This window comes from Micromonospora sp. NPDC004540 (assembly GCF_040610095.1).
Taxonomy (GTDB): Bacteria; Actinomycetota; Actinomycetes; order Mycobacteriales; family Micromonosporaceae; genus Micromonospora.
The window spans coordinates 55,264-74,725 of the sequence record NZ_JBEXLR010000004.1 but is presented as its reverse complement, the minus strand read 5'-3'; the positions used below and the strand labels follow the sequence as shown (position 1 = coordinate 74,725).

General features: G+C 69.1%; 14 protein-coding genes and 2 pseudogenes. 11 read left to right on the top strand and 5 right to left on the bottom strand.

Features of this window, described 5'->3' with window-relative positions; translation table 11 throughout:
• Nucleotides 1–107: 107 nt before the first annotated feature.
• Nucleotides 108–320 (top strand): annotated as a pseudogene (locus ABZV78_RS02595) (kinase); the annotation flags it as partial.
• A gap of 7 nt (nucleotides 321–327) precedes the next feature.
• On the opposite strand, the gene ABZV78_RS02590 reads toward ABZV78_RS02595, so the two are convergent.
• Nucleotides 328–1,509: a toll/interleukin-1 receptor domain-containing protein gene (locus ABZV78_RS02590; RefSeq protein WP_355635018.1), complete on the bottom strand. Its 1,182-nt coding sequence runs from the start codon at nucleotides 1,507–1,509 to the stop codon at nucleotides 328–330.
• 327 nt (nucleotides 1,510–1,836) lie between these two features.
• On the opposite strand from ABZV78_RS02590, the gene ABZV78_RS02585 reads away from it, so the two are divergent.
• Together ABZV78_RS02585 and ABZV78_RS02580 are read left to right on the top strand one after the other, a co-directional pair.
• A complete protein-coding gene (locus tag ABZV78_RS02585) occupies nucleotides 1,837–2,079 on the top strand; it encodes a hypothetical protein (RefSeq protein ID WP_355635017.1) in 243 nt (80 codons plus the stop codon).
• A pseudogene (locus ABZV78_RS02580) lies at nucleotides 2,061–2,330 on the top strand (transposase family protein); the annotation flags it as partial. The gene ABZV78_RS02585 and the pseudogene ABZV78_RS02580, both read left to right, overlap by 19 nt.
• 1,046 nt (nucleotides 2,331–3,376) lie before the next feature.
• Here ABZV78_RS02580 and ABZV78_RS02575 read toward each other — a convergent pair.
• Together ABZV78_RS02575 and ABZV78_RS02570 are read right to left on the bottom strand one after the other, a co-directional pair.
• The gene (locus ABZV78_RS02575; RefSeq protein ID WP_355635016.1) at nucleotides 3,377–4,483 is read right to left on the bottom strand and encodes an XRE family transcriptional regulator; all 1,107 of its coding nucleotides are present in this window, start codon (nucleotides 4,481–4,483) and stop codon (nucleotides 3,377–3,379) included.
• Nucleotides 4,480–5,175, bottom strand: a complete 696-nt coding sequence (locus ABZV78_RS02570; protein WP_355635015.1) for a hypothetical protein — start codon at nucleotides 5,173–5,175, stop codon at nucleotides 4,480–4,482. The genes ABZV78_RS02575 and ABZV78_RS02570 overlap by 4 nt, the downstream gene beginning before the upstream one ends.
• Nucleotides 5,176–5,528: 353 nt before the next feature.
• Here ABZV78_RS02570 and ABZV78_RS02565 point away from each other — a divergent pair, with 353 nt between their 5' ends.
• The 5 genes from ABZV78_RS02565 to ABZV78_RS02545 all read left to right on the top strand — a co-directional run bounded on the left by ABZV78_RS02565 (nucleotide 5,529) and on the right by ABZV78_RS02545 (nucleotide 15,429).
• Nucleotides 5,529–6,644 carry a DNA cytosine methyltransferase gene (locus tag ABZV78_RS02565; protein WP_355635014.1) on the top strand — a complete coding sequence of 372 codons (1,116 nt, stop codon included), beginning with the start codon at nucleotides 5,529–5,531 and terminating at the stop codon, nucleotides 6,642–6,644.
• Nucleotides 6,644–8,527: an ATP-binding protein gene (locus tag ABZV78_RS02560; RefSeq protein ID WP_355635013.1), complete on the top strand. Its 1,884-nt coding sequence runs from the start codon at nucleotides 6,644–6,646 to the stop codon at nucleotides 8,525–8,527. The genes ABZV78_RS02565 and ABZV78_RS02560 overlap by 1 nt, the downstream gene beginning before the upstream one ends.
• Nucleotides 8,517–10,058 (top strand): hypothetical protein, encoded by a 1,542-nt coding sequence (locus ABZV78_RS02555; protein ID WP_355635012.1) that lies wholly within the window; start codon nucleotides 8,517–8,519, stop codon nucleotides 10,056–10,058. Before ABZV78_RS02560 ends, ABZV78_RS02555 begins: the two co-directional genes overlap by 11 nt.
• On the top strand, nucleotides 10,055–14,935 hold the full coding sequence (locus tag ABZV78_RS02550) for a helicase HerA-like domain-containing protein (protein WP_355635011.1): 4,881 nt from the start codon (nucleotides 10,055–10,057) through the stop codon (nucleotides 14,933–14,935). The genes ABZV78_RS02555 and ABZV78_RS02550 overlap by 4 nt, the downstream gene beginning before the upstream one ends.
• An 83-nt stretch (nucleotides 14,936–15,018) precedes the next feature.
• Nucleotides 15,019–15,429, top strand: coding sequence for a very short patch repair endonuclease (locus ABZV78_RS02545; protein WP_355635010.1), 411 nt, complete (start codon nucleotides 15,019–15,021; stop codon nucleotides 15,427–15,429).
• A 366-nt stretch (nucleotides 15,430–15,795) separates the two neighbouring features.
• Here the strand turns inward: ABZV78_RS02545 and ABZV78_RS02540 are convergent, their stop codons facing one another.
• Together ABZV78_RS02540 and ABZV78_RS02535 are read right to left on the bottom strand one after the other, a co-directional pair.
• Nucleotides 15,796–16,308 (bottom strand): flavoprotein, encoded by a 513-nt coding sequence (locus ABZV78_RS02540; protein ID WP_355635009.1) that lies wholly within the window; start codon nucleotides 16,306–16,308, stop codon nucleotides 15,796–15,798.
• Nucleotides 16,305–17,543, bottom strand: coding sequence for a helix-turn-helix domain-containing protein (locus ABZV78_RS02535; protein ID WP_355635008.1), 1,239 nt, complete (start codon nucleotides 17,541–17,543; stop codon nucleotides 16,305–16,307). The genes ABZV78_RS02540 and ABZV78_RS02535 overlap by 4 nt, the downstream gene beginning before the upstream one ends.
• Before the next feature lie 249 nt (nucleotides 17,544–17,792).
• Here ABZV78_RS02535 and ABZV78_RS02530 point away from each other — a divergent pair, with 249 nt between their 5' ends.
• From ABZV78_RS02530 to ABZV78_RS02520, 3 genes are read left to right on the top strand one after another with little or no spacing between them, the layout of a single operon-like run.
• Nucleotides 17,793–18,014, top strand: a complete 222-nt coding sequence (locus ABZV78_RS02530; protein WP_355635007.1) for a hypothetical protein — start codon at nucleotides 17,793–17,795, stop codon at nucleotides 18,012–18,014.
• On the top strand, nucleotides 18,011–19,171 hold the full coding sequence (locus ABZV78_RS02525; RefSeq protein ID WP_355635006.1) for an FAD-binding oxidoreductase: 1,161 nt from the start codon (nucleotides 18,011–18,013) through the stop codon (nucleotides 19,169–19,171). Before ABZV78_RS02530 ends, ABZV78_RS02525 begins: the two co-directional genes overlap by 4 nt.
• The gene (locus ABZV78_RS02520; protein ID WP_355635005.1) at nucleotides 19,168–19,422 is read left to right on the top strand and encodes a hypothetical protein; all 255 of its coding nucleotides are present in this window, start codon (nucleotides 19,168–19,170) and stop codon (nucleotides 19,420–19,422) included. The genes ABZV78_RS02525 and ABZV78_RS02520 overlap by 4 nt, the downstream gene beginning before the upstream one ends.
• The last annotated feature ends 40 nt before the right edge of the window (nucleotides 19,423–19,462 follow it).

Below are 19,462 nucleotides of genomic sequence, written 5' to 3'. Positions count from 1 at the left end.
GTGGCGTCCGCGCGCCAGCCCGTCAGGCACGGTGACGTCAAGAAGACGGTCGCGACGTATTGAGAAAGTGCAGAGCCGCCAAGGAGATCCGTCATGGTTGGTAACCCCGAGACGATCTACGTGGATCTCTTCGGCGGGACGGGGACAAGCCCGGTGGGCTCGCGCCCGGCCCTCATCGAACAGACGGTCCGCATGGCCCTCGACCACGGCCAAGTCATCCTCGAAGGGATCATGCACGCCGCCCGGTACCGGCGGATGCTCATGTCATTGCGCGACGGCCACCGTGGCAGGACGCTGTCCTCCATCTGGACGTGTCCCTGACGACTGTCAGCGTAGGCCCGTGGCGGCCCGGTGGTCGGCGATGAGCCGTGCGACGAGTTCGGCGGCCACGTCGGCGGGGCGGGCGATGACGCTGCCGTAGTCGATGGCTTCGTCCGGGGAGACGTGGATGTGGTCTGCCTGCCCGAACCCGTAGGTGGCGGTGTTGCTCGGCACGTTGACCCTGCCGTAGGAGATCATGGTGGCGGGGTCGAGCCCGATGGCGGGTACGACGAGGTCGCCGTGAGGTAGATCCAGCGCCGTCAGCGTGTTGAGCATGCCAGTGAGTTGCTTGGTCAGGTCGTCCCGGTCGAGCACCGCGCCCATTTGACCTTCGGGCAGCGGGGCCCACGCTGACCGTTGCCCGGATCGGGTGACCACGAGCCCTTTCTCGTTGTCCCGACCGCTGCTCGTCGCCCGGGCGACGGCGGAGTCGGCGTGCGCGTGCAGGGCTTCCAGCCGGGTGAATACGCCGTGCTGTCGGCCATGGTCGGGCAGCAGGTCGGCGAGGGCGGCCAGCTCGCTCACCTGCAGTCGCGCGTCGTCGGCGGTGAAGACCAGGTGCACCTCGACGGCTGCGGCGCCTAGCCTGCGGTCCTGCGCACGTTGGTCAAGGTCGCTGCGCCAGGAGACGCTGACCGGCGGGGCCGGGCTCTGCCAGCGCAGCCGCGATGGGCTGGCCGGCGCGGCGGCGCTGGCTGTCGGATATGGCACAGCCTGAGCGGGCGAATCAGTGGACGCCACCGAGGTGCCGGGGAACGGCGGGGGTGTGGAGGGCTTGTTCCGCTCGCGGCGGACGCCTTCGAGAATCTGCTTCCGCGCAGCGGCTTCGTCGAGTCGGTGAATGCGAATCTGCACCACCTGACTGAGCAGCCCTGTCGGCTGGCACTCCTGCACCATGATCGGCACGAGGGCGTTCTTCGCGCCCTCCGGGTCGCTGGCGAAGACGGCTGCCCACTCCGATGCTGGGAAGGGCGCCTTCAGGTACGCCGGGGAGAGCACAGCGATCATCCGGGGACACTGCTTCAGGGCCTTGTCCATCTCAACGGCGAAGTTGCTGCCCGGCCTGAAGTCCCACTCCTGAATCGTCACGGCGAAGCCGTCCGCCTCGAGGATATAGGCGATCCAGCTGGCCCACGCCTTGTCGGCGGCCGTATACGAGATGAAGAAGTCTTTCGCTACAACGTCCACCTGGCCAGGATAGGTACAGGCGGCGACATCGCCCCGTCGTGGACCGCCGCGATGGGCCATTCCTGCTCCCAGAGTCTGCTGCTCGGCTCTGACCCGCGCGGTGGGGACTCGGCAGACGGCGACGAAGGCGATGCCCGGCCGCGGGACATAGTGGCACCGGCGTCATCGGCCCCGAGTGCTCTCCGCCTCGATGGGTCAGCTCGGTTGGGGGAGGACGACAGGTAGCAGCGAGAGCCTGATCACGCGTTGGCGATCCCCGTGCGCGTGGAGGAGGTAGTCACGACGGCGGGTTGGCTCCGCGGGTGTAATGGCCTGAAGAAGCCTGGAGTGCTTGGCCAGGCAGGCTGCGGCGCTGTCGATCACGGCGCTGGTGTCCATTCGGTTACGGATGAACAGCACCAACGCGACTCGGGTGTCACGCCAGATGGTGTAGCCGAGGAGCTGATCGACAGCCTCGACGAACTTGGCTGGGCCGTGCCAGATCTTGCACTCGCCGATGAAGGCGTCTCGGTCTCGCCACCGCAGCAGAATGTCGGTCTTTCGACCAGAAGTTGGCCGGACGGCCGGTGATGGCCGACGGCGCCTACCGCGGCAACCCAGAGGTGATCATCCCGTACCGCAAGCCAGCCGACGGCAGCGAGCTACCCGAGTGGAAGGCAGACCTGAACAGACAACACCGCGCCGTCCGAGCACAGGTGGAACACGCCCTGGCCAGGATGAAGTGCTTCAAGATCCTCCGCGACTACCGTCGCGCCGCCCATACATTGACCGATGCTGCTTCCGGCATCGCCCATCTCCACAACATCATCCTCGCCGGCTGAACCGCCAGCCCCGGGGCGGGGCAACACCTACAGCGAGTTACGAGACGTCCTTTAGCACCGCAGGCCGCTGATGAGCGACGGCAGCCCTTTCCGCCCACTCTATGGCGATTGCCGCTGCCGTTTCCAGCGCACGGTCCGCCGTGAACGGCACCCACGCCGCATGGAATCCGGAGTTCATGGCGAGAAGGTACGGCGAAGGGGCGAGAAGGTACGGCGAAGGTACGACAGGCTATTGCTGGTCGCAACAGCCTGGGCGCCACGCGATGCTGGTGGAGGCCGTCGCCCGCACCCTCAGCGACCGTCATCCCGGCCGAAGGTCAGAGATGGCTCACACGAGGGGCAGGAGACGCGCGCCAGGGTGCAGTCATTCGAGCACGGGCTCCAGTCCCGACAACGGTGGCATTCCCTGTCCAGATCATGCCGGCTCGTCGCCGGCCGGCGACAGTAGTTGCAGATCCACCAACTGTCCGCCGGAGCCATCGGCTGCGGGACTGTCAGCAGATGAAACGATCCGCGGACGGTACAGCGACGACCTCCAGTTAGCTCGACCAGCCCTTCGTGCAAAATGCCGGCTTCGTAGTCGGCGGTCCGCCGGGTGATCTCAGCGCTCGAGCGTCGGACGGCGCCGACGGCCCGTGCAACGTCTGCTCTGGAGATCATCCACCGGCCGGAGACCTTTACCGCCGGTGCTGGCTGCCCATGAGTACAGCCCCACCTTGATGAGCTTGGTTGCGGTACCAGGAGTACGCGTTTTCGCCACCGAAGATGACCACGCCCTTGGCCAACGGAATCAGGTCAGGAGCCGCACCCATGATCCGACCACTTCCTTCCTCGCCCCAGAACCGGGCAGGGCCGCGACTAAGGTCACGTTACGCCGGACCGCCGACAGGAAGCGCGGCAACAGGTGGCGGGACAGAAGACGATGAGAGGTGCTGGGCTACGGCTTCTCCATCATGCACCGGGGGCGGCTCCCGAGTTGGTGCACCGCAGGGTTCCGGCTGAGGCTTGAGCTACCGCGGCAGTCCGGACGGCTGCGTACTGGGCTATTACTCGAGAGTGACTCGCGGGGCAGCCTGCGAGCCCGCGGCGACTACGACGCCGAGCAGGTCGGCCGACATGCCGGCCCGCTGTGCGACGGACGCAACGGTGTGCTGGTGTTCGGCGAGGAGTTCGGCTGCTTTGCCTAGTAGGGAGGGCTGTTCGCGAGGGCCCAGGTCCGCTGGCTCCGGGTAGCCCCACTCGGCGAGCATGTTCATGGCCCGCCGATACGTGTAGTCACTGTAAACGCCCATGGCGTGGCCTCGGTAGACAAGTGCTTTGAGCGAGAGGCCCCAGCGGCGTTTGACCTGCTGCAGCTGGTCGAAGTCGAGTCGGGTGGGCAGCTCGTCGCGGAGCCGAGTGCTCGGCGCAAGGAAATGCGAGCCGAAGGCGGTAGCCTCCCGCTCGAGGATCTGGCTGCCAGGTTCGGCGTCGTGGTGCAGCAGCAGGTGGGCCAGCTCGTGTGCGGCATCCATCCGAGAGCGCGCCTTGTCGTTCTTCCGCGGGCTGATGAACACGAACGGCCTGGTCCCGTACCAGTGGGAGAAGGCATCTACCCGTTCCGAGACGTCCGGCAGGGTGAGCACGACGACGCCGGCGGCCTCGAGAAGGCGGACCATGTGAGGCACGGGCTCGTCGCCTAGGCCGAAGGCGTGGCGCGCGACAACCGCTGCCGCCTCGATGTCGCGGTTGCAGGCGTCCTCTGGCAAATCGATCGACGGCAGGCGCAGCGCCGGCAGCTCCAGGTGCTGCTCGATGGCGTCAACGACGCGCCAAGCGATTTCGCCGAAGGCGAGGGCTTGGTCCCGTTCGGCCTGCGTGGTAATGCGCAGGCTGCGGAAGTGCGGGTGCCCGGCTGTGGCTGGAGCAGGTATGCCGGCGGCAAAGAACTGAACCGGGACGGCGAGGGCGAGGGCGAGGCGGGCCAGCGTCGCGGGCGACGGCCGGGACTGCCCCAGCTCGTACTGGCTCACTGCGGTGGCGGTCACACCGACTTGGTGGGCCAGTTCCTTCTTGCGGATGCGTCGCCACCGCCGCGCGAGTGTCAGTGCATGCGGCTGGAACGCCACCGCTGCCAGCGCCGGTGCTTCTGCCCGCCCGCGGGTGACCGTCACGCGAGCGCTGACAGCGGCACGCCGTCACCGCGCCGCTTCGACCGGACCAGGACGTCGAGCTCCGGGATCGGCACCTCGCCGGGCAGGACAGGATCCGGGGCTGCAGGGCTGCCGCTCGCCGTCAGCACCGGGTGAGCCGGTTGACCGATCCAGAGCTGCACCTCGAACCAGGGCGACCCACCGTCGCGGTTGTCCCGCGGCAGCCCGAGGTAGGCGACCGCTTCGCCGGTGTCGAGGTCGCCCGCGTGGGCGACGCGAACGTGGCGCCGGCGCGGAACCACACCGGTGAACGCCTCGGGGAACTGCTCTTCGTCGTCGAGTGCAAGTTGGCCACCTCGGCTGTTCTCCACGGCCCCGCCGAGCCGCGCTTCGCTGCCTTCCCAGCGGATCGACTCGACGCTCGCGCCGGTGCCGCCCTGGAGGGAGTAGAGCCGCACGATGTAGCCCGCGCAGAGGATCTCCAACGAGTTGTCCTCGATCCGGGCGTCGACGCCGGCCAGACCGGCGAATTGCGCCGCTCCCAGGTTCGTCAGGTTGCGCCAGACGGTGGTTCCGAAGCTCATGGCGTCGTCGCCGAGGTCCGGCTCGTGTCGGTCAGCTGCCCTCCGGTACACCTGCCGGATTAGGTCCGCGAGGGGAGTGAGCACGCCGTTCTTGCCGAGAGTTGCGACGGCTTCGCTCAGGTGATCCACGAACGGAAACATAGCAGGTACTCCAGTTGATGTTGTGGAAGTAAAGTGCGGGTCGTTAGTTGGGCCTTCTGGTAGGCGGCCCAAGTTCGCTAGCTGAGCGGCGGCGAGGCCTTTGCGGCCTTTCCCTGATCGCTGCGCGACCGGCAGCGCGAGCGCGTAGAATGCCTGCGGGTCGCCTGCCTCCTGTCGGAGGCTGCCGATAGGGTGCAACCCATGCTCAGGAAGACCCCGCGACACGCGACGTCGACGCAGGTCGGCGAATACCGATGGACTACAACAGGCCATGGCCGTTCCGTCGGGTCGGGCGGCGGGCTCTGATGGCGCGACCAACTGGGCGCTACGCTGCGGTTTCCATGTTCTCCGGCTGCGGCGGGATGGACCTCGGCGCGGAGCAGACCAAGCGCGTGGGCGTCGTCTGGGCGAACGACATCGAGCCGTGGGCCGTTGAGACTTACAGGCGCAACCTCGGGCGGCACATCGTTGCCGAGGACATCGCCGAGCTAGACGTGCCGGAGGTGCCCTGCGACATCCTGCTTGCCGGGCCGCCGTGTCAGGACTACTCCACCCTGTGGAACCACGACGGGCTGAAGACTGCGCGCGGCAACCTGTTCCGCCATGTCGCACGGTTCCTGGACGGGCTGCGTCCGGCGGCCTTCGTGCTCGAGAACGTGCCGGGCCTGCTCTCCGCCAACCACGGGGCCGCGTGGACCCTTGTCCGGCACGCCCTGCGGTCCCCGTCGAGCTTCGTGAGCGGCCCGAGGAACGGTCCCGGTGTGCGCTATGACCTGTCCGCCCAGGTCATCGACATGGCGGACCTGGGCGTTCCCCAGCACCGCGAGCGCCTGATCGTCGTCGGGGTGCGCCGAGACCTCAAGGTTCGCCCGCCGATCATCCCGGAGCCCTATGCCGGGCGGCACGTGACAGTCGCCGATGCACTCGACAGAAGCCCTCTTCCAGACGACGCGCCGAACCACGAGCGCGGTCTCGACGGACCCGAGGTGGTCAAGAGGCTCGAGCTCATCCCGCCGGGGGCGAACTACGGCGTCATCCCGGAGGGGCACCCGTCCGCGGTCAAGGGGCTGATCAGCCACGTCTACCGACGGCTGGACCCAGACAAGCCGGCGTACACCATGATCGCGGGCGGCGGCGGCGGCACGCATGGCTACCACCACGTCGAGCCGCGGCGGCTGAGCAACCGCGAGAAGGCGCGGCTGCAGGGTTTTCCCGACGACTTCGTCTTCGAGCACGGGACGGTGCGCAACCGGGCATCGGCGTACGCTCGCGTCCGCCGGCAGATCGGCAACGCTGTCCCGCCTCCGGCGGCGAAGGAGATCGTCGACGCGCTGACTCAGGTCCTCCTTGCGGCTGGCGTGCCAACCCGCAGGGCGGCCGAGCTGACCGCTGCACGCCGGCTGGCAGGACGCACCATCCACCCTGAGCGCCAAGCCGAAAGGAAGGCAGCCGGCTAGTGACAGACCCCCGAGAACTGTCGGACGAACTGCCCGCCGTCGCCGCCCTGCGGTCGCTGTCCGTGTTCAGCGCCGACCAGGCCGGCGCCTACCGCGAACACTTCCAGCGCCTCGGCGAGGCGCTGGGCGCCGACGTCCCCACCCGCTTGGCACAGTACGTCGCTGCGTGGGCCAAATCTGGGCAAGCTGGGGCCGTAGTGTTGACCGGCAACGCTGGCACGGGCAAGACCGCAGTGGCGGAGACGTACTCCCGTGCAGTCGGTAGCGACCTTCCCGAAGGCGACGACCTGTGCGAGGTCGCCACGGGCCGCTGGGTCGTCAAGGACCTCTCAGGGCTTCCGGACGACGCGGCGCGACGCTCGGCACTGCAGGCGGTCCTTGGCGGCCTGACGACAGGCTCGAGCCAGTATCTGGTGTGCGCGAACGAGGGCGTCCTGCGCGACGCGCTCGACATCCTCGACCACGAAGACCTCGCCTCAGCCCTCGATCAGTCGCTGCGCAGCGGAGCTGCTGAGGTCGGCAAGCTGGTAGTGGTCAACGTCAATCGCCAACGCCCGACCGCGCCGGGGCTGTGGGACGCCCTGCTCGACTTCCTCGTGCGAGGAGATCTGTGGTCTGGCTGCACCGGCTGCCCGTTCGACCTCGGCAGCTGCCCCATGCGCAGCAACGCCGAAGCGCTGCGGGACCCGCGGGTGCGCGAGCAGCTGCGGACCCTGGTCCGACTCGGCGCCGGCGAAGCGGTACCGACGATCCGGGAGGTCCTGTCGGTGCTCGCATGGGCCGTCGTGGGCGACCGGACCTGCAAGCAGGTCAAGGCAGCCACGCGGGACATGGAAAGGGCCGCCTTCACCGCCACCGACGGGTACTTCACCCGGGTCGTGGGCGGAGGCCTGTCCCTCGACGCCATCGAACGCTCGCCGCTGATGTCAGGGATGCGCACCGCGCAGCTAGGGCACGTCAGCGACCTGGAGATCGACGGCTGGCTGCGGGACACCACCGGAGCCCCCGAGGAGGTTCGGCTGCTCGCCGGCGACCCTTCGCTGGTCGAGGACGGGCCCGACGGCAGCCTCGCCCTGGCTGGGAGTCGCTCACCGCTGGACCGCGTGCGCACGAAGCAGGGAACCATGACGTTCCACCACCTCGGCGAACTGGTCAGCACCAGCGAAGACCCGACCAAGGTCGACGACGGGTTGGACGCACTCGTCTCCGGCGACCGGGACAGCAACGCGCCCGCCCAGGTGCTGTGGCGCCAGCGCCTCTACTTCGAGGCGAGCCAAGCGCTGGGCGGCGCCGACGTCGCGTCGAAACGGCTGCTGGGATACCGCTACGTCGCGGACCTCGTGCGCTTGGCGCAGAAGGCCGCCCGTAGCGAGGATGTCGTCATCGAGGTCTCGGAAGTGGTGCGTGGCCTGAACTTCCTCGTCACCGGGTTCTCCAGCCCGCACGAGGGGCTCGTCGTGCCGGACCCCGCCTGCCTGTTTGCCCGCGACCCCGGATCCTTCCGACCGGCGAGGCCGTCGCTGGTGTACGGACTGGTCCCGCTAGAGCGGCTGTCTGTGCGGGTGCCGGACCGCGGGCTCGTGGAGCGGCTGCTGGATGTTGACCACGTCGACGTGGAGCTCGTTGTGGACGGCCGCGACGACTTGTCGCTGCGGATCCGCCCGAAGATGTACGAGGCCGTCCGCGAGGCCGCCGACTTCCAGGGGCCCGTCGGCCAAGGCGTCGCCGAGATGAACGACCTGCGCGGCTTCTATAGCCGCCTCGCCTCGGCGGAGGTTGCCGGCGACGCCATCCGCGTTGCCGACCCCGACTCCGACCCGCCGGCACTCGTCAAGGTCAACCTGCCGTACTTCGCGACATCCGGAGGGCATAGTGCTCGTTGACAGCCGGAACCTCACCCCCGGCCGGGTCGCGCAGGTCCTGTTCGGCTTGGACCCTGACCGCGACGAGCGGGCTCCGCAGCTGTGTGCGGAAACCCTGCTCACGCTCGCCCAGAACCGCTACCGCGCCCCTGCCAGCAGCGACGAGCTGCGCAGCCCCAAGCGGCAGCGGTTTGCCCTGCGCAGCTTGGCGCTTGCCACCAACTTCCTGGCGGGCAGGGAGGGTCGCGCGGGCGAGGACAACATGACGCCTCACCTGTACGGCAAGCTGCTCGCCTCAGGTTCCGACGTGCGCAACAGCGCCAACCTCGCGCTGGCCCAGAGCGCCCTGCAGGGGCTCGTCGACCCGGACACGCAGCGAGGCCAGCCGGGGGCGTGGCTGCTGAGGCCGTTCCACGAGTCGCTGCTGTGGTACGACGCGCGCAAGGCGCCGAGCCGGCCCGACTGGACGGTGCGCAAGGTGTACATGCGCGGTAGCGGGATCACTCTCGCCCGGCTGCTCCTCGCGCCGAGCGACCCGGAGGCAGCCGAGCAAGGAGCACGAGCGGTCTCCGCCATACAAGAGGCCCTGACGGGGCCGAGTCCGCTGGCAGACATCAGCCGTCGCCTAGAATCGGCACTGCAGACCGGCGAGCCGTACACCAAGACGCCGGACACCGAAGAAGACGAGAAGGCAGCTTGGGAACGGGGCGAGGACGAGCTGCTACAGCCGCTCGCGGCCAGCCTGTGCCGGCATGCCGAAGGGGTGATGTGTCAGGGCGGCGCCAGCGGGCCGGCCAAGCTGTGGCAGCTGCGCACCATCCTCGCGCTGGACTTGGCGGTGCATGCCCTGCGGGTGGCCTGGGACGCCACGTCGACACCCGAGGAAGACCGCTTCCTCCTGCTGAGCTTCGGCGGGGGGCCGCGGGCGCAGGACCGGGTTCGGCAGCGATCGGAGGAGTCGTATCGGCGGGCCCGGATCCGGCTCAACGAGGCCACCGTATCCACGGTGGCCCGCATCATGCGGCAACTCGTCGAGAAGAAGACCGTCGCGTGGGGCCAGGAGTTCGAGAAGCGCAGCAAGCTCGACCAGGACAAGAGCGAGGACGGCCTGCTGCACCAGCTCGCCAAGCTGAACGCCCGCAGCTCCGACGACGAGTACCTGCGACTGGCGCGCACGTCGGTGGAGAGCGCGAACTACGGCCGGGCTGAGGACGGGTTCCGGGTTCTGCTCGAGTCAGTGGGTCTCGTTGCCGGGACCCGCTACCGCTACCTGACGGCTACGCCGGACCTACTGGCTGCCCTCGTGGGTGCGCTGTCGAGTCAGATGCCGATGCCCAGCAACGAGTTTTTCGCAGCAGTGCGGCAGGAGTGGGGACTGGTGATCAACCAAGAGTCGGCGGCGTCGACGAGCCTGCGCGGCCAGGTCGACGGCGCCGGCCTCGAACGCAACGCCCGCCGTGCCGAGAGGCTCATGAGCGAGGCGGGACTGGCGCTGAGCCTGTCCGACCGAACCACGGTGGTGGGCGAACGCGCGCAGAGGCGGTCCAAGTGAGTCAGCGGCTCGGCGGCGCACTGGCCGCATACATCGGAAGCATGAGCGGAAGCTCCAAGTTCGTCCTGGTCGAGGGCGTCCCGACTAGCCTCGCACTGGGCATGGCGGCGGCGTGGAGCGAGGCGCTGCCGCCGTTGGCCGTAGTGTCCGACTCCCCCCGCCGTTTCGGCGCCCACGCGCTGTCGGGCTCCGGGACGGGCCTGCGCAACCGCTACCCGCAGGGCGTCGTGCTGGTCCTGTGCGAAGGTCTGCAGGTTCCTGACCGCAGCGGCCTCAACTTGTTCGAGAACCTGTCGCCCGGCGTACTCCTAGACTCCCCCGAAGGCCTTGTCACGATAGCCCGCCAACAACCGGCCGCCAGCCTCGACGGCCCGGTGCGAGCGGTGCGGGAAGCCATCGCCCGGGCGGGCATCGCCCACAAGCCGAGTGCTGCCCAGGTGGCGGCATACTTCGACCTGGTCGCTGCCGGTGAAGACCCCTTGAAAAGCCTGCCCTCCCTGGGCGCCTTCGCCGACACCGCCACCGGCGATAGGGTCGACGCCGACCGCATCGGCGACAACCTCGCCCTCGCCGCCCGCCGAACCAGCGACGACGTCCTGCGGCCCAGCGCTTACACCGAGATCCGCCGGCGTGCCGAGACGGTCCTCGGCCGTCGGCCCAGGCTGCGGAACGAGCCGGCGGTGGCGTCCGCCGCCGCTGCGGCAGTGATGACGATGCTGCAGTCCGGCAGCGAGCAGCTGCTCCAGGAACTGGAGTTCGACGAGGCCCGCGAGATCCTCGAACAGCGCACCAAGGACCTCGCCGACGTCGCGCTGCAGGCGCTGTTCGACTACCAGCGGCGGCACGAAGACGAGCGGATTGCGCTGCTGCCCTGGCCTAGGTACCACTCGCGCGCTGAGGAACTGCGCCGCTCCGCCCAGCAGCGAGACGCCGCTCGGGACCTGCTCGACCTCGACGAAGCCCAAGCGCACGGCATCTTCGACAAGCCGACCAGAATCAAGCTCGAGAAGCTGCTGCGCGACAAGGCCATCAACGGCAGCAACCCGTCCTGCCCCGAGAACGCCCTGATCAAGGCGGTGCAGCAGCTCGGCGGGCCGCTGAAGCGCATCAGCCTTCTCAGCCCGAAGCCGTCGGCAGAAAACGCGAAGCCGAACCGCAGCGGCGCGGTGAAGTGCATCACCCTCGCCTGCGCGCGGCTGCGGCTGGGCGGGTTGATGCGCCGGCTCGAAAGCCGGGGGGTCGAAGTCGACGGTCTCCTCCTCCAGCCAGCCAACACCGACAAGACTGTCGAGGCATCCTTCCACGACGCTGACCTCGAGTCGGGGGAGCTCGCTCTGTTGCAGCTGCGGCTCTACGCTGCCGACGGCAGCACCGTCCAGGTCGACTGGCGGCCCGACCTCGACGACGCCGCGCTGCTGCGGGCCGCGCTGCTGTTCGCCGAGGAGACCGCCCTCACCCTGGCGACTGCCGACGAGCCGACCCTCACGTCGTTCTGCAGCAACGAGGCACCGAGCCCGCAGCCGGTGTCGAGCGATCTCAAGCCGCTCGCGCACGAGCTGCGCGAGCTTGCGCGGCTGTCGCTGCAGGAAGGGCTCACCCCTCAGCCCCTGCGCCGGTGGGCTGCCAGCTGGGCCGCCACCAGCAACGAACAGGCACCCGGCGTGGAGGCCGAGGCGGCAGAGGCACTCTCGCTGGCGGGGGCGGTCGCGGGCCCGGCCCACTGCGTGGCTCTCACCGGCTTCGCGCCGCTGAAGGCCGAGTGGCTCGCCCAGTACCTCGACGCGTTGTGGTCCCTGCTGGACGCCGCCGCCGGTGCGGCCGACGACAAGCCTGTCGCCGCAACAGCCGCTGGCATCGCCCGCACGACAGCCTCGCACCACCCCGCGCACGTGCGCGCCTGCCTGCGGGACAAAGCCATGCTGCCCACCAGCGAAGGGCGGCTGTGGAGCCTCTATGGCGGAGCCAACACCCGCGACGAAAGCGGCTACGCCGGCGCGGCGCTCACCTCGGTCGTGGTCCGGCTGCTGACACTGCAGCCCGAGGCCGCTGGGCACTTGCGCTGCCTCGCCTACGGGCCCGGCGCCGCCGACCTTCTCGTCTCGCAGGCAGTCAAGCTCATCGGCCGCAGGACCGGCCGCGGCACCGTCGCCAAGATCGAGGTTTTCTGCGTCGGACAGGAGCCCACCGACAGGCCACACTGGCAGACCCTCGCGCGAGCTGACGAAGAGCTACGCGACAGCCGCGACGTGCTCGAGCTGCGCTACCTCGACAGCCTCGCCCGAGCCCGCGAGGTCCTGCAGCAGCCCGGCTCGCCGAACCCGGCGGTGCACCTCGCGCTGGTAACCGGAATTAGCGACGGCGGCAACCGGCTCCAGATCGAATTTCCCGAAGTACCCGCACCGCCGGAGGACTCCGAGGTCCTCTTCGCTCCCCGGACCTCCCAGCGACCCGGGAAGGAGCGGCGCATGCTGCTGATGCCGCCCGCTACGACGCGGGCCGGCATCACGTGGCTCAAGCTGCAGGCGGCCGTGGACGAAGCCTGGCCGGAGGAAGGCGAAAAGATTCCGGTACCGGAAGTCCGCACCGGAGCCATGGATATCGCCGAGCAGCTCCGGGAGGTCCACGACCTCGCGCTCTGGGTGGCCACCCTCGACCGCTACGCCACCCGCGACAGCCTCGAACAGGCCCTCGGCGCCCACCGCATCGCCATCCTGCACCAGGAGCGCCGCCTCGGCGGCGACAGCCCGCTGTCGCTGGTGCTGAGCCAGAAGTCGGGCGGCCCGGCAGACCGCGCCATCGGCCGCAGCTTGCGGGCAGCCAATATCGTCGGCGACCGAGACGTCGCCTTCAGCGTTGGGACTGACCTCCGCAAGGTTGCGAGCCAGGGCTACGGCATCCTGGCCCTCGAGGCCGCCACCAGCGGCACGGGAATCAATGAGCTCGTCGGCCACGTCGTGGCATTCTCGCTACTCGCCCGCACTACCACACCCTGGCCCCTGCCGCCGGGGTGCCGCGTCCTACTCGTCAGTCTCGACGAGTATCGGCACTGGTTCCCCAGCCGCCGAGCGGACCTTCTCGCGATCGCACTCGATCCTTCCGAGGAAGGGGTCCACGTCGCGGCCATCGAGGTGAAGGCCAGGCGCAGCGACGAGACCGACGCCGCTGCCGGCGCGCTTGACCAGCTCAACCAGACGCTCGCGGCCACAAGGTGGGCCGCCTACCCTGAGCCCGGGTCCATCCACAGCCGCCTGTGGCTCAACCGCATCGCGGAGGCCGCCTACTCGGTCGCCCGGGAGTCGCGCTTCAAGCTCGACGCCGAAGAACTGGCGGCCCTTGAGGCGTTCCGCACCGGCGCCGGCACCTTAGAGTGGGCGGGCGTAGGCCTGGTTTTCGGCCCCAACGTAGAGGAGTTCGACAGGTACTACCCGAGGGAGGTGGCCAGCGACATCGTCCCGGTGGTGCTGCACAGCATCAAACTCACCGAGGACCTGCTGCTCGACGCTGCGCAAGTGCGCATCACCGACCTGAGGACCGTCGAAGCCGAGCGCCCGCCTCTCAAGGGCGGACGCACGCGACGCAGGCCGGAGGCCAAGCCCGCACAGCAGGCGCAGCCGCCGACCGACGGAAGCCCGGACATCGGCACCCCTGAGCCTGCCCGACCTGCCCCAGGCGAGACGGCCGCGTCGCAGCGCGGCCAGGCCAGTGAGCCGGAGCAGGACCGCACGACCGAGCCGACCGCGACCGAGGAGCCGCGCAGGCAAACTGAACCGGCGACATCCGCCACAGAACCAGTTCCGTTCCGCGCCCCGGTCCTGGGCTGGGACGCAGCCACGGGCGAGGAGGTGCGCTGGCACCCGGCCGGCCCTGAGCAGGGTGTGCTCCAGAACGGCCACGTGGAGGTGTGGGGCAGCTCGGGGATGGGTAAGACGCAGTTCACGATGAGCCTGCTCGCGCAGCTCGCCCACCACAGCGGGAGCAAGTTCGGCATCGCCGACTTCAAGAACGACTACAGCGACGAGACGGGCTTTCCTCACCTGGCCGGCGCGAAGTTCCTCGACCTCTGGAACGACGGTGCGCCGTACAATCCCCTCGCCTTGGGCGAATTCACTGAGCGCGCAGTCAACACCGCCGTCATCGAACTGCGCGACACCGTCGAAGTCGCCACCAAGTCGTTTACCCGAATCGGTGTGAGGCAGCGGGCGAAGCTGGAGAAGGCGCTGCGCAGTGCCTACGCGGTCGGGCGGGCAGAAGGCCGGTGGCCGACGCTCCGGCTCCTCGACGACGAACTCGACGCTGACCTGTCGGGGGTGATCGGCGACCTCACCCACAACGAACTGTTCCGCGACGGGCCTCCCCTCGGTGAAGTCATCGACCACAACGTCGTCTTCGGGCTGAGTCGGATCCCGGGCAACGGCCAAACTACCGTCCTAGCCGCCGGGTTCATCCTGTCGGCCCTGCTGCTGCGAGTGCAGTCCCTGCCGCCGGTACCGAACTCTGTCCGGTACGTCACCGTGGTCGATGAGGCCCACCGAGTCGCGGCCTTCAAGGCGATCGACACCATGATCCGGGAAGGCCGCTCGAAGGGCCTCGGCGTCGTGCTCGCCACTCAGCAGCCGGGAGACCTGCCCGACGTCGTCGCTACCAACGCCCAGACCAAGGTGTGCTTCCGCCTTCCGGACGCCACCGTCGCAGCCGCAGCCGCCCGTAAGCTCAACCCGAACGACTCGCGCCTGGCCGAGCAGATTCGGACCCTGGGCAAGGGGGAAGCGCTAGTCAGCTTCGGGGGGACGAAGCCCCGGCTGCTGCGTATGGCGCAGGCATACCGCGACCGCCGCGAACTCGGGCTTCCCGGCGAGGAGGTTGCAGCCGGGCGATGAAGAAGCACCAAGGGCGCCCTGCCACCGCGCACCGGACGCCTCGGAGCGATACGGCCGCGCACTCCTGGGCAAGCAGCCCAGGGGTGCGTGGCCGTATGCAGCGCCAGCGGACCCGCGACACCCAGCCCGAGCTTGCGATACGACGCCTGCTGCACGCTGCCGGACTGCGCTATCGAATCGACGTCGCGCCCACGCAGTCGCTCCGTCGTCGGGCTGACATCGTCTTCGGCCCAGCCCGCGTCGCCGTCTTCGTCGACGGATGCTTCTGGCACGGGTGCCCCAAGCATGGAAGCAGAAAGACCAAGACCAACACCACCTACTGGTCTGACAAGGTCGCACGGAACCAAGCCCGAGACGCCACCACCGACGATCTCCTCACTGACGACGGCTGGCTCGTCATCCGTGTTTGGGAGCACGAGGACCCCCGGGAAGCCGCCGAGCGAATCGCCAGCAGCGTGCACAACCGGCGAAAGTTCGGTGGCCACCTGCCTTAGTTGAGGCTTCCGCAGGCTCTCCCTCGGCGTTGCGCCCAGCGGCGCATCCATTGCCGTCAACAGTTTACCACCACGATTGGTGGCCACATGGGCGACGGTCTGGCCGGTCGGATTACCCGTTCAAGGCTGCGTGACGGGGCAATAGGCCCTCGCGCCCTCGTAGCTCAGGGGTTAGAGCATCGGTTTCCTAACCGCTTGAATAGCCGAGTCGCGGGATCAACCCGTACTGCGCGCCCCGCCTATCACCAGGGCGGCAGGCAGGGCTTGCGAACAAGCGAGCATTCTAGGAGCACCCACGCTGTTCACTCTCGCCGACAGGCTGAAGCAGTTGCCGTTTCGGTGACATCCGGCGTGAGTTGAGTCCGATCAAACAGAAGGCTTGAGTCGAGTGGACGTGTGGAGTCGGTCGCCGATCATTTGCCAGTTGGGATCGCTCGTCATCGACATTGCCTGGACGCCGACACTCTCAAGTTGTTTCAGGTGTCGGTCGTAGCTCGGGTGGGCGGCAAGTTGAGTTTTGACGTTCGGGAAGGCGTATACCGGGATGCCGGTGCCGAGTGCCTCGTTGAGGATGCCGAGCGCGAGCGTGTCGTTGATCCCCAGCGCCCACTTGTTGATCACGTTGAAGGTCGCCGGCACCACGGCAACTACATCCGCCGACGGATGCGCTTCCGGCTCACCGGGCATTCGCCACTCCACCCGCACCGGATACCCCGTCTGGCGCGCCAAAGCCTCCCGATCAATCCACGTGGCCGCTGTCGGCGTAGCGGTCACGCAGACGGCCCACTCGTCTGAGAGCAGCAGTTCAATCAGCTCACCGATCCGCAGCACTGGAGGAGCAGCACAGACCACCAGAGCCAGCACACCCCGTTGAGTCATGCCAGCAGCCCAGCCCGCTCCGCCAGCGGCCGCAGCCCTGGCGTAGGCGCCCGCCGTTGCCTGGCCAGCAGGTCCAGCAGCAACGCTCGCGCCTGCACGTTGGCGTAAACCACCTCGGCGCCCACCCGCTCGGCCTCAAGAAGGTGAAGCACGGAGACTGATCGATCGCCGGAGGACATGAACGCCGCTGCCGCCAAGTCGACGTGTACCTGGGCCCGTCGACCGACCAGCACGGCCGGCAACCGCGACGTGTCGAGCCGCGACCCAATCTCCAGCGCCTGATCCGCATTGCCGGCTCGAACCGCAGCGGAGACCGCGTGGATGACGACATTCGTCGGACCAAACCCGGTCCACAGCCGGTTGCGATCTGAGCCGAGAACCGCCGCCAGGTCTCCGGCCTGTGCAAGGAACTGGCCCGCTTCCTTAGAGCTGCCCTGTCCGGCGGCCATCACGGCAGCCAGCAGTATCAACGCGCCCTGCGCAGACAGCAGGTCCGGGTCATCTACGGCACCGAGGCGGTTAACGCTGGTGAGGACGATCTGTTCGGCGTCGCCCGCTCTCCCGGGCAGCCGCATGAGCCCGCATGCTGCCTGATAGGCGGCCACGGCTGCCAAGGCGTGGTCGTCCGCCAACCGGGCGGCGGTGGAAGCCCGATCGGCGGTCAGCAGGGCGGTGTCACCGTCACCGACCTTGGCTGCCAGCTTCGATGCCGCGATGTAGGCGGCAGCGAGCAGCCGAAAGGCGCTGCTGCGATGCAGCCCGCTGGCGTGGCCAGTCAGGGCTGTCGTCTGGCTGAGCACGTCCGGCAGCAGACGAGCGGCCGAGGTGTAGCTCGCCCGCTGGTAGAGGGTGTGTACCCGGCCAACGCCCCGCCGCACGTCGGCAAGCGTTGGCATCGGCCCGTCAGACGCCGTCAGGTAGCTGGTGAGGAAGGTGCGAAGGCTGCTCAGCAGCTCCGGCCGAGCGGCGCCGGAAGCGGGACTACGAGCGTCATCTCCCATGGCCTGCCCTCGGTGTGCCGCCACCGACACGTCTACGAGCATGTCGTCGAGCTGTTCGAGCGTAACCCCCAACGCGGAGGCGATTCGGGCGCGATGCCACGGCTGGGGATCGGTCTCGGCGTTCTCCCAGCGCACCACGGTCGACCGTTCCACGCCGAGAAGTTCGGCAAGGCGCTCCTGGCTGAACCCGAGCGCCTTGCGCCGTTGACAGAGCCGGTGCCGCTTCAGGGCCACGCCCGATCTCCCTCCGTTCTGCCGTCACTGTAGTAACCGTCTATCGATTGGGCGGGTACGCAGACGCCTCATTTCTGCATCACTCAAGCCCCTCTGGCGCTGTAGTTCCTCCTCGGGCTGAACCCGAGGCTGGACCCAAGGCCCGGGGCGGGTGCTGGGCTCCGGCCGCGTCGTTCCCCCGTACGGCGGTGGCCGTCCCCGCCCGCCCCGGCGCCACTCCACGCATCCCACCGCCGGAGGCGCCCACCGATGTCCGCTGTACTCGCCGACTTTCCCGTGCTCACCCCGGTCACCGACGAGGACCTGGCCCTTGCCACCCACGCGGCCCGGGTCCACACCCGCGAGCCCTGGCCGCAGGGCCTGCTGTGCCGCAGCGAAGGCGTCCCGAACCCATGCCGCCTGGCCCGCTGGGCCCACACCACGATCCACGCCGCCGGCCTCACCGAGGAGCAGTTCGGAGAGCCGGCGTGACAGAACAGGAGACACCCGAGGCGATCGCCCGCTGGCTTAGCCTCGTCGCGGCGGACGCGGAGCTGTCCCAGTACCTGATCGGGGTGGACCGGGACCGGTTGAAGGAGCAGGTCGCGAAAGCGTTGGCCTCCGGCACCGACCTGCCGTACCTCGGTTGGTCGGAGTCCGAGCGGCGGCGCGCGGAGAGCTACCTGCGGCGGCGCTCGTTCTGGGAGGAGGTCGAGGACCGCTGCGCGGGCCTGCTGCCCGAGCGGGACGCCCCGCTGATCGAGGCCGCCCTGCGCCGGCTCACCGACCGGCCGGACCGCCCCGAGAAGCTGGCGCTGATGAGCGTCCTGGGCCGCGCGTATCGCCGCTTCGGCCTGCGACCGGAGCACCGGGCGGTCATCGACGACGCGCTACGGACCGCGGTGCCTTGGCAAGAAGTCGAGCGGGCAGCCACAAGAGCAGGGGACGGCCCGGCCTGGTGGCCGGTGGAGGTGCTCGACCACGACCCGGCCTGCGACGGGGTCGCCGTCATCACGGTACGGCCGTGGCGGCGCCTGCCCTACCGGCCCGGCCAGGCGGTGCCGGTCTGCACGCCCCGCCGGCCCGACCGGTGGCGTTGGCTGTGCCCGGCGAACGCGCCGCGCCCGGACGGCACCGTCGAGCTGCACGTCCGCGCGGTCCGCGGCGGCGCCGTCTCCACCAGCCTGGTCCACCAGGTACGCCCCGGAGAACTGCTCCACCTCGGCCCGCCGGCGGACACCGGGCTGAGCCTGCACGGCGGCGGGGACCTGCTGCTGATCGCCGGCGGCACCGGGCTGGCGCCGCTGCGCGCGATCGTCGAGCAGGTCGCCGCCGCCCCGGACGGCCGGCAGGTGACGTTGATCGCGGGAAGCCGTGACGTGGCGAGCCTGTACGACGCGATCACTCTCGACAAGCTTCAGCAGGCCCACGGCTGGCTGACCGTCGTGCCGGCGTTCTCCCATGATCCGCTCGCTGAGCCGGGGGAGCGGGGCGATGCATTGACCGTCGCCCTCGACCACCTCTGCGGTCAGCAGCAGGTCTATGTGTGCGGGCCGCCGGCGATGCTGGCGGGCTCGAGGTTGCGGCTGCTCACCGTCGGGGTGCCGGGCGCGCGGATCCACCTGCCGGATCGGATTCCGTGGCGGTGACCGTCTACCGCAGCCGGCACGCCCTGCGGGGCCAGCTCACCCCGGATCGGATCGCCGGTCTGTCGTTGCCGTTGACCCGACGAGGGCGGCGCGGTTACCAGGTCGACGAAGTCGATGCCCTGCTGCACCGCCTTGCCTTCGAGCTGCAGCGGCGTACTCGCGAGCGGGACGAGGTGCGGGCGGAGAACCAGCGGATCAAGGGTGCGCTACGGGCGTGGCAGTCGGAGCAGCGGACGTATCCAGCTCCGTGATCTCACGGCTGGCTCGCCGCTTGGTCACAGGTGCCAGCCC

What these genes read in the sequence shown, in the direction of transcription:
- ABZV78_RS02565 (WP_355635014.1), top strand. Translation starts at nt 5,529, where the DNA reads ATGTTCTCCGGCTGCGGCGGGATGGACCTCGGCGCGGAGCAGACCAAG.
- ABZV78_RS02540 (WP_355635009.1), bottom strand. Translation starts at nt 16,308, where the DNA reads ATGACTCAACGGGGTGTGCTGGCTCTGGTGGTCTGTGCTGCTCCTCCA.
- ABZV78_RS02530 (WP_355635007.1), top strand. Translation starts at nt 17,793, where the DNA reads ATGTCCGCTGTACTCGCCGACTTTCCCGTGCTCACCCCGGTCACCGAC.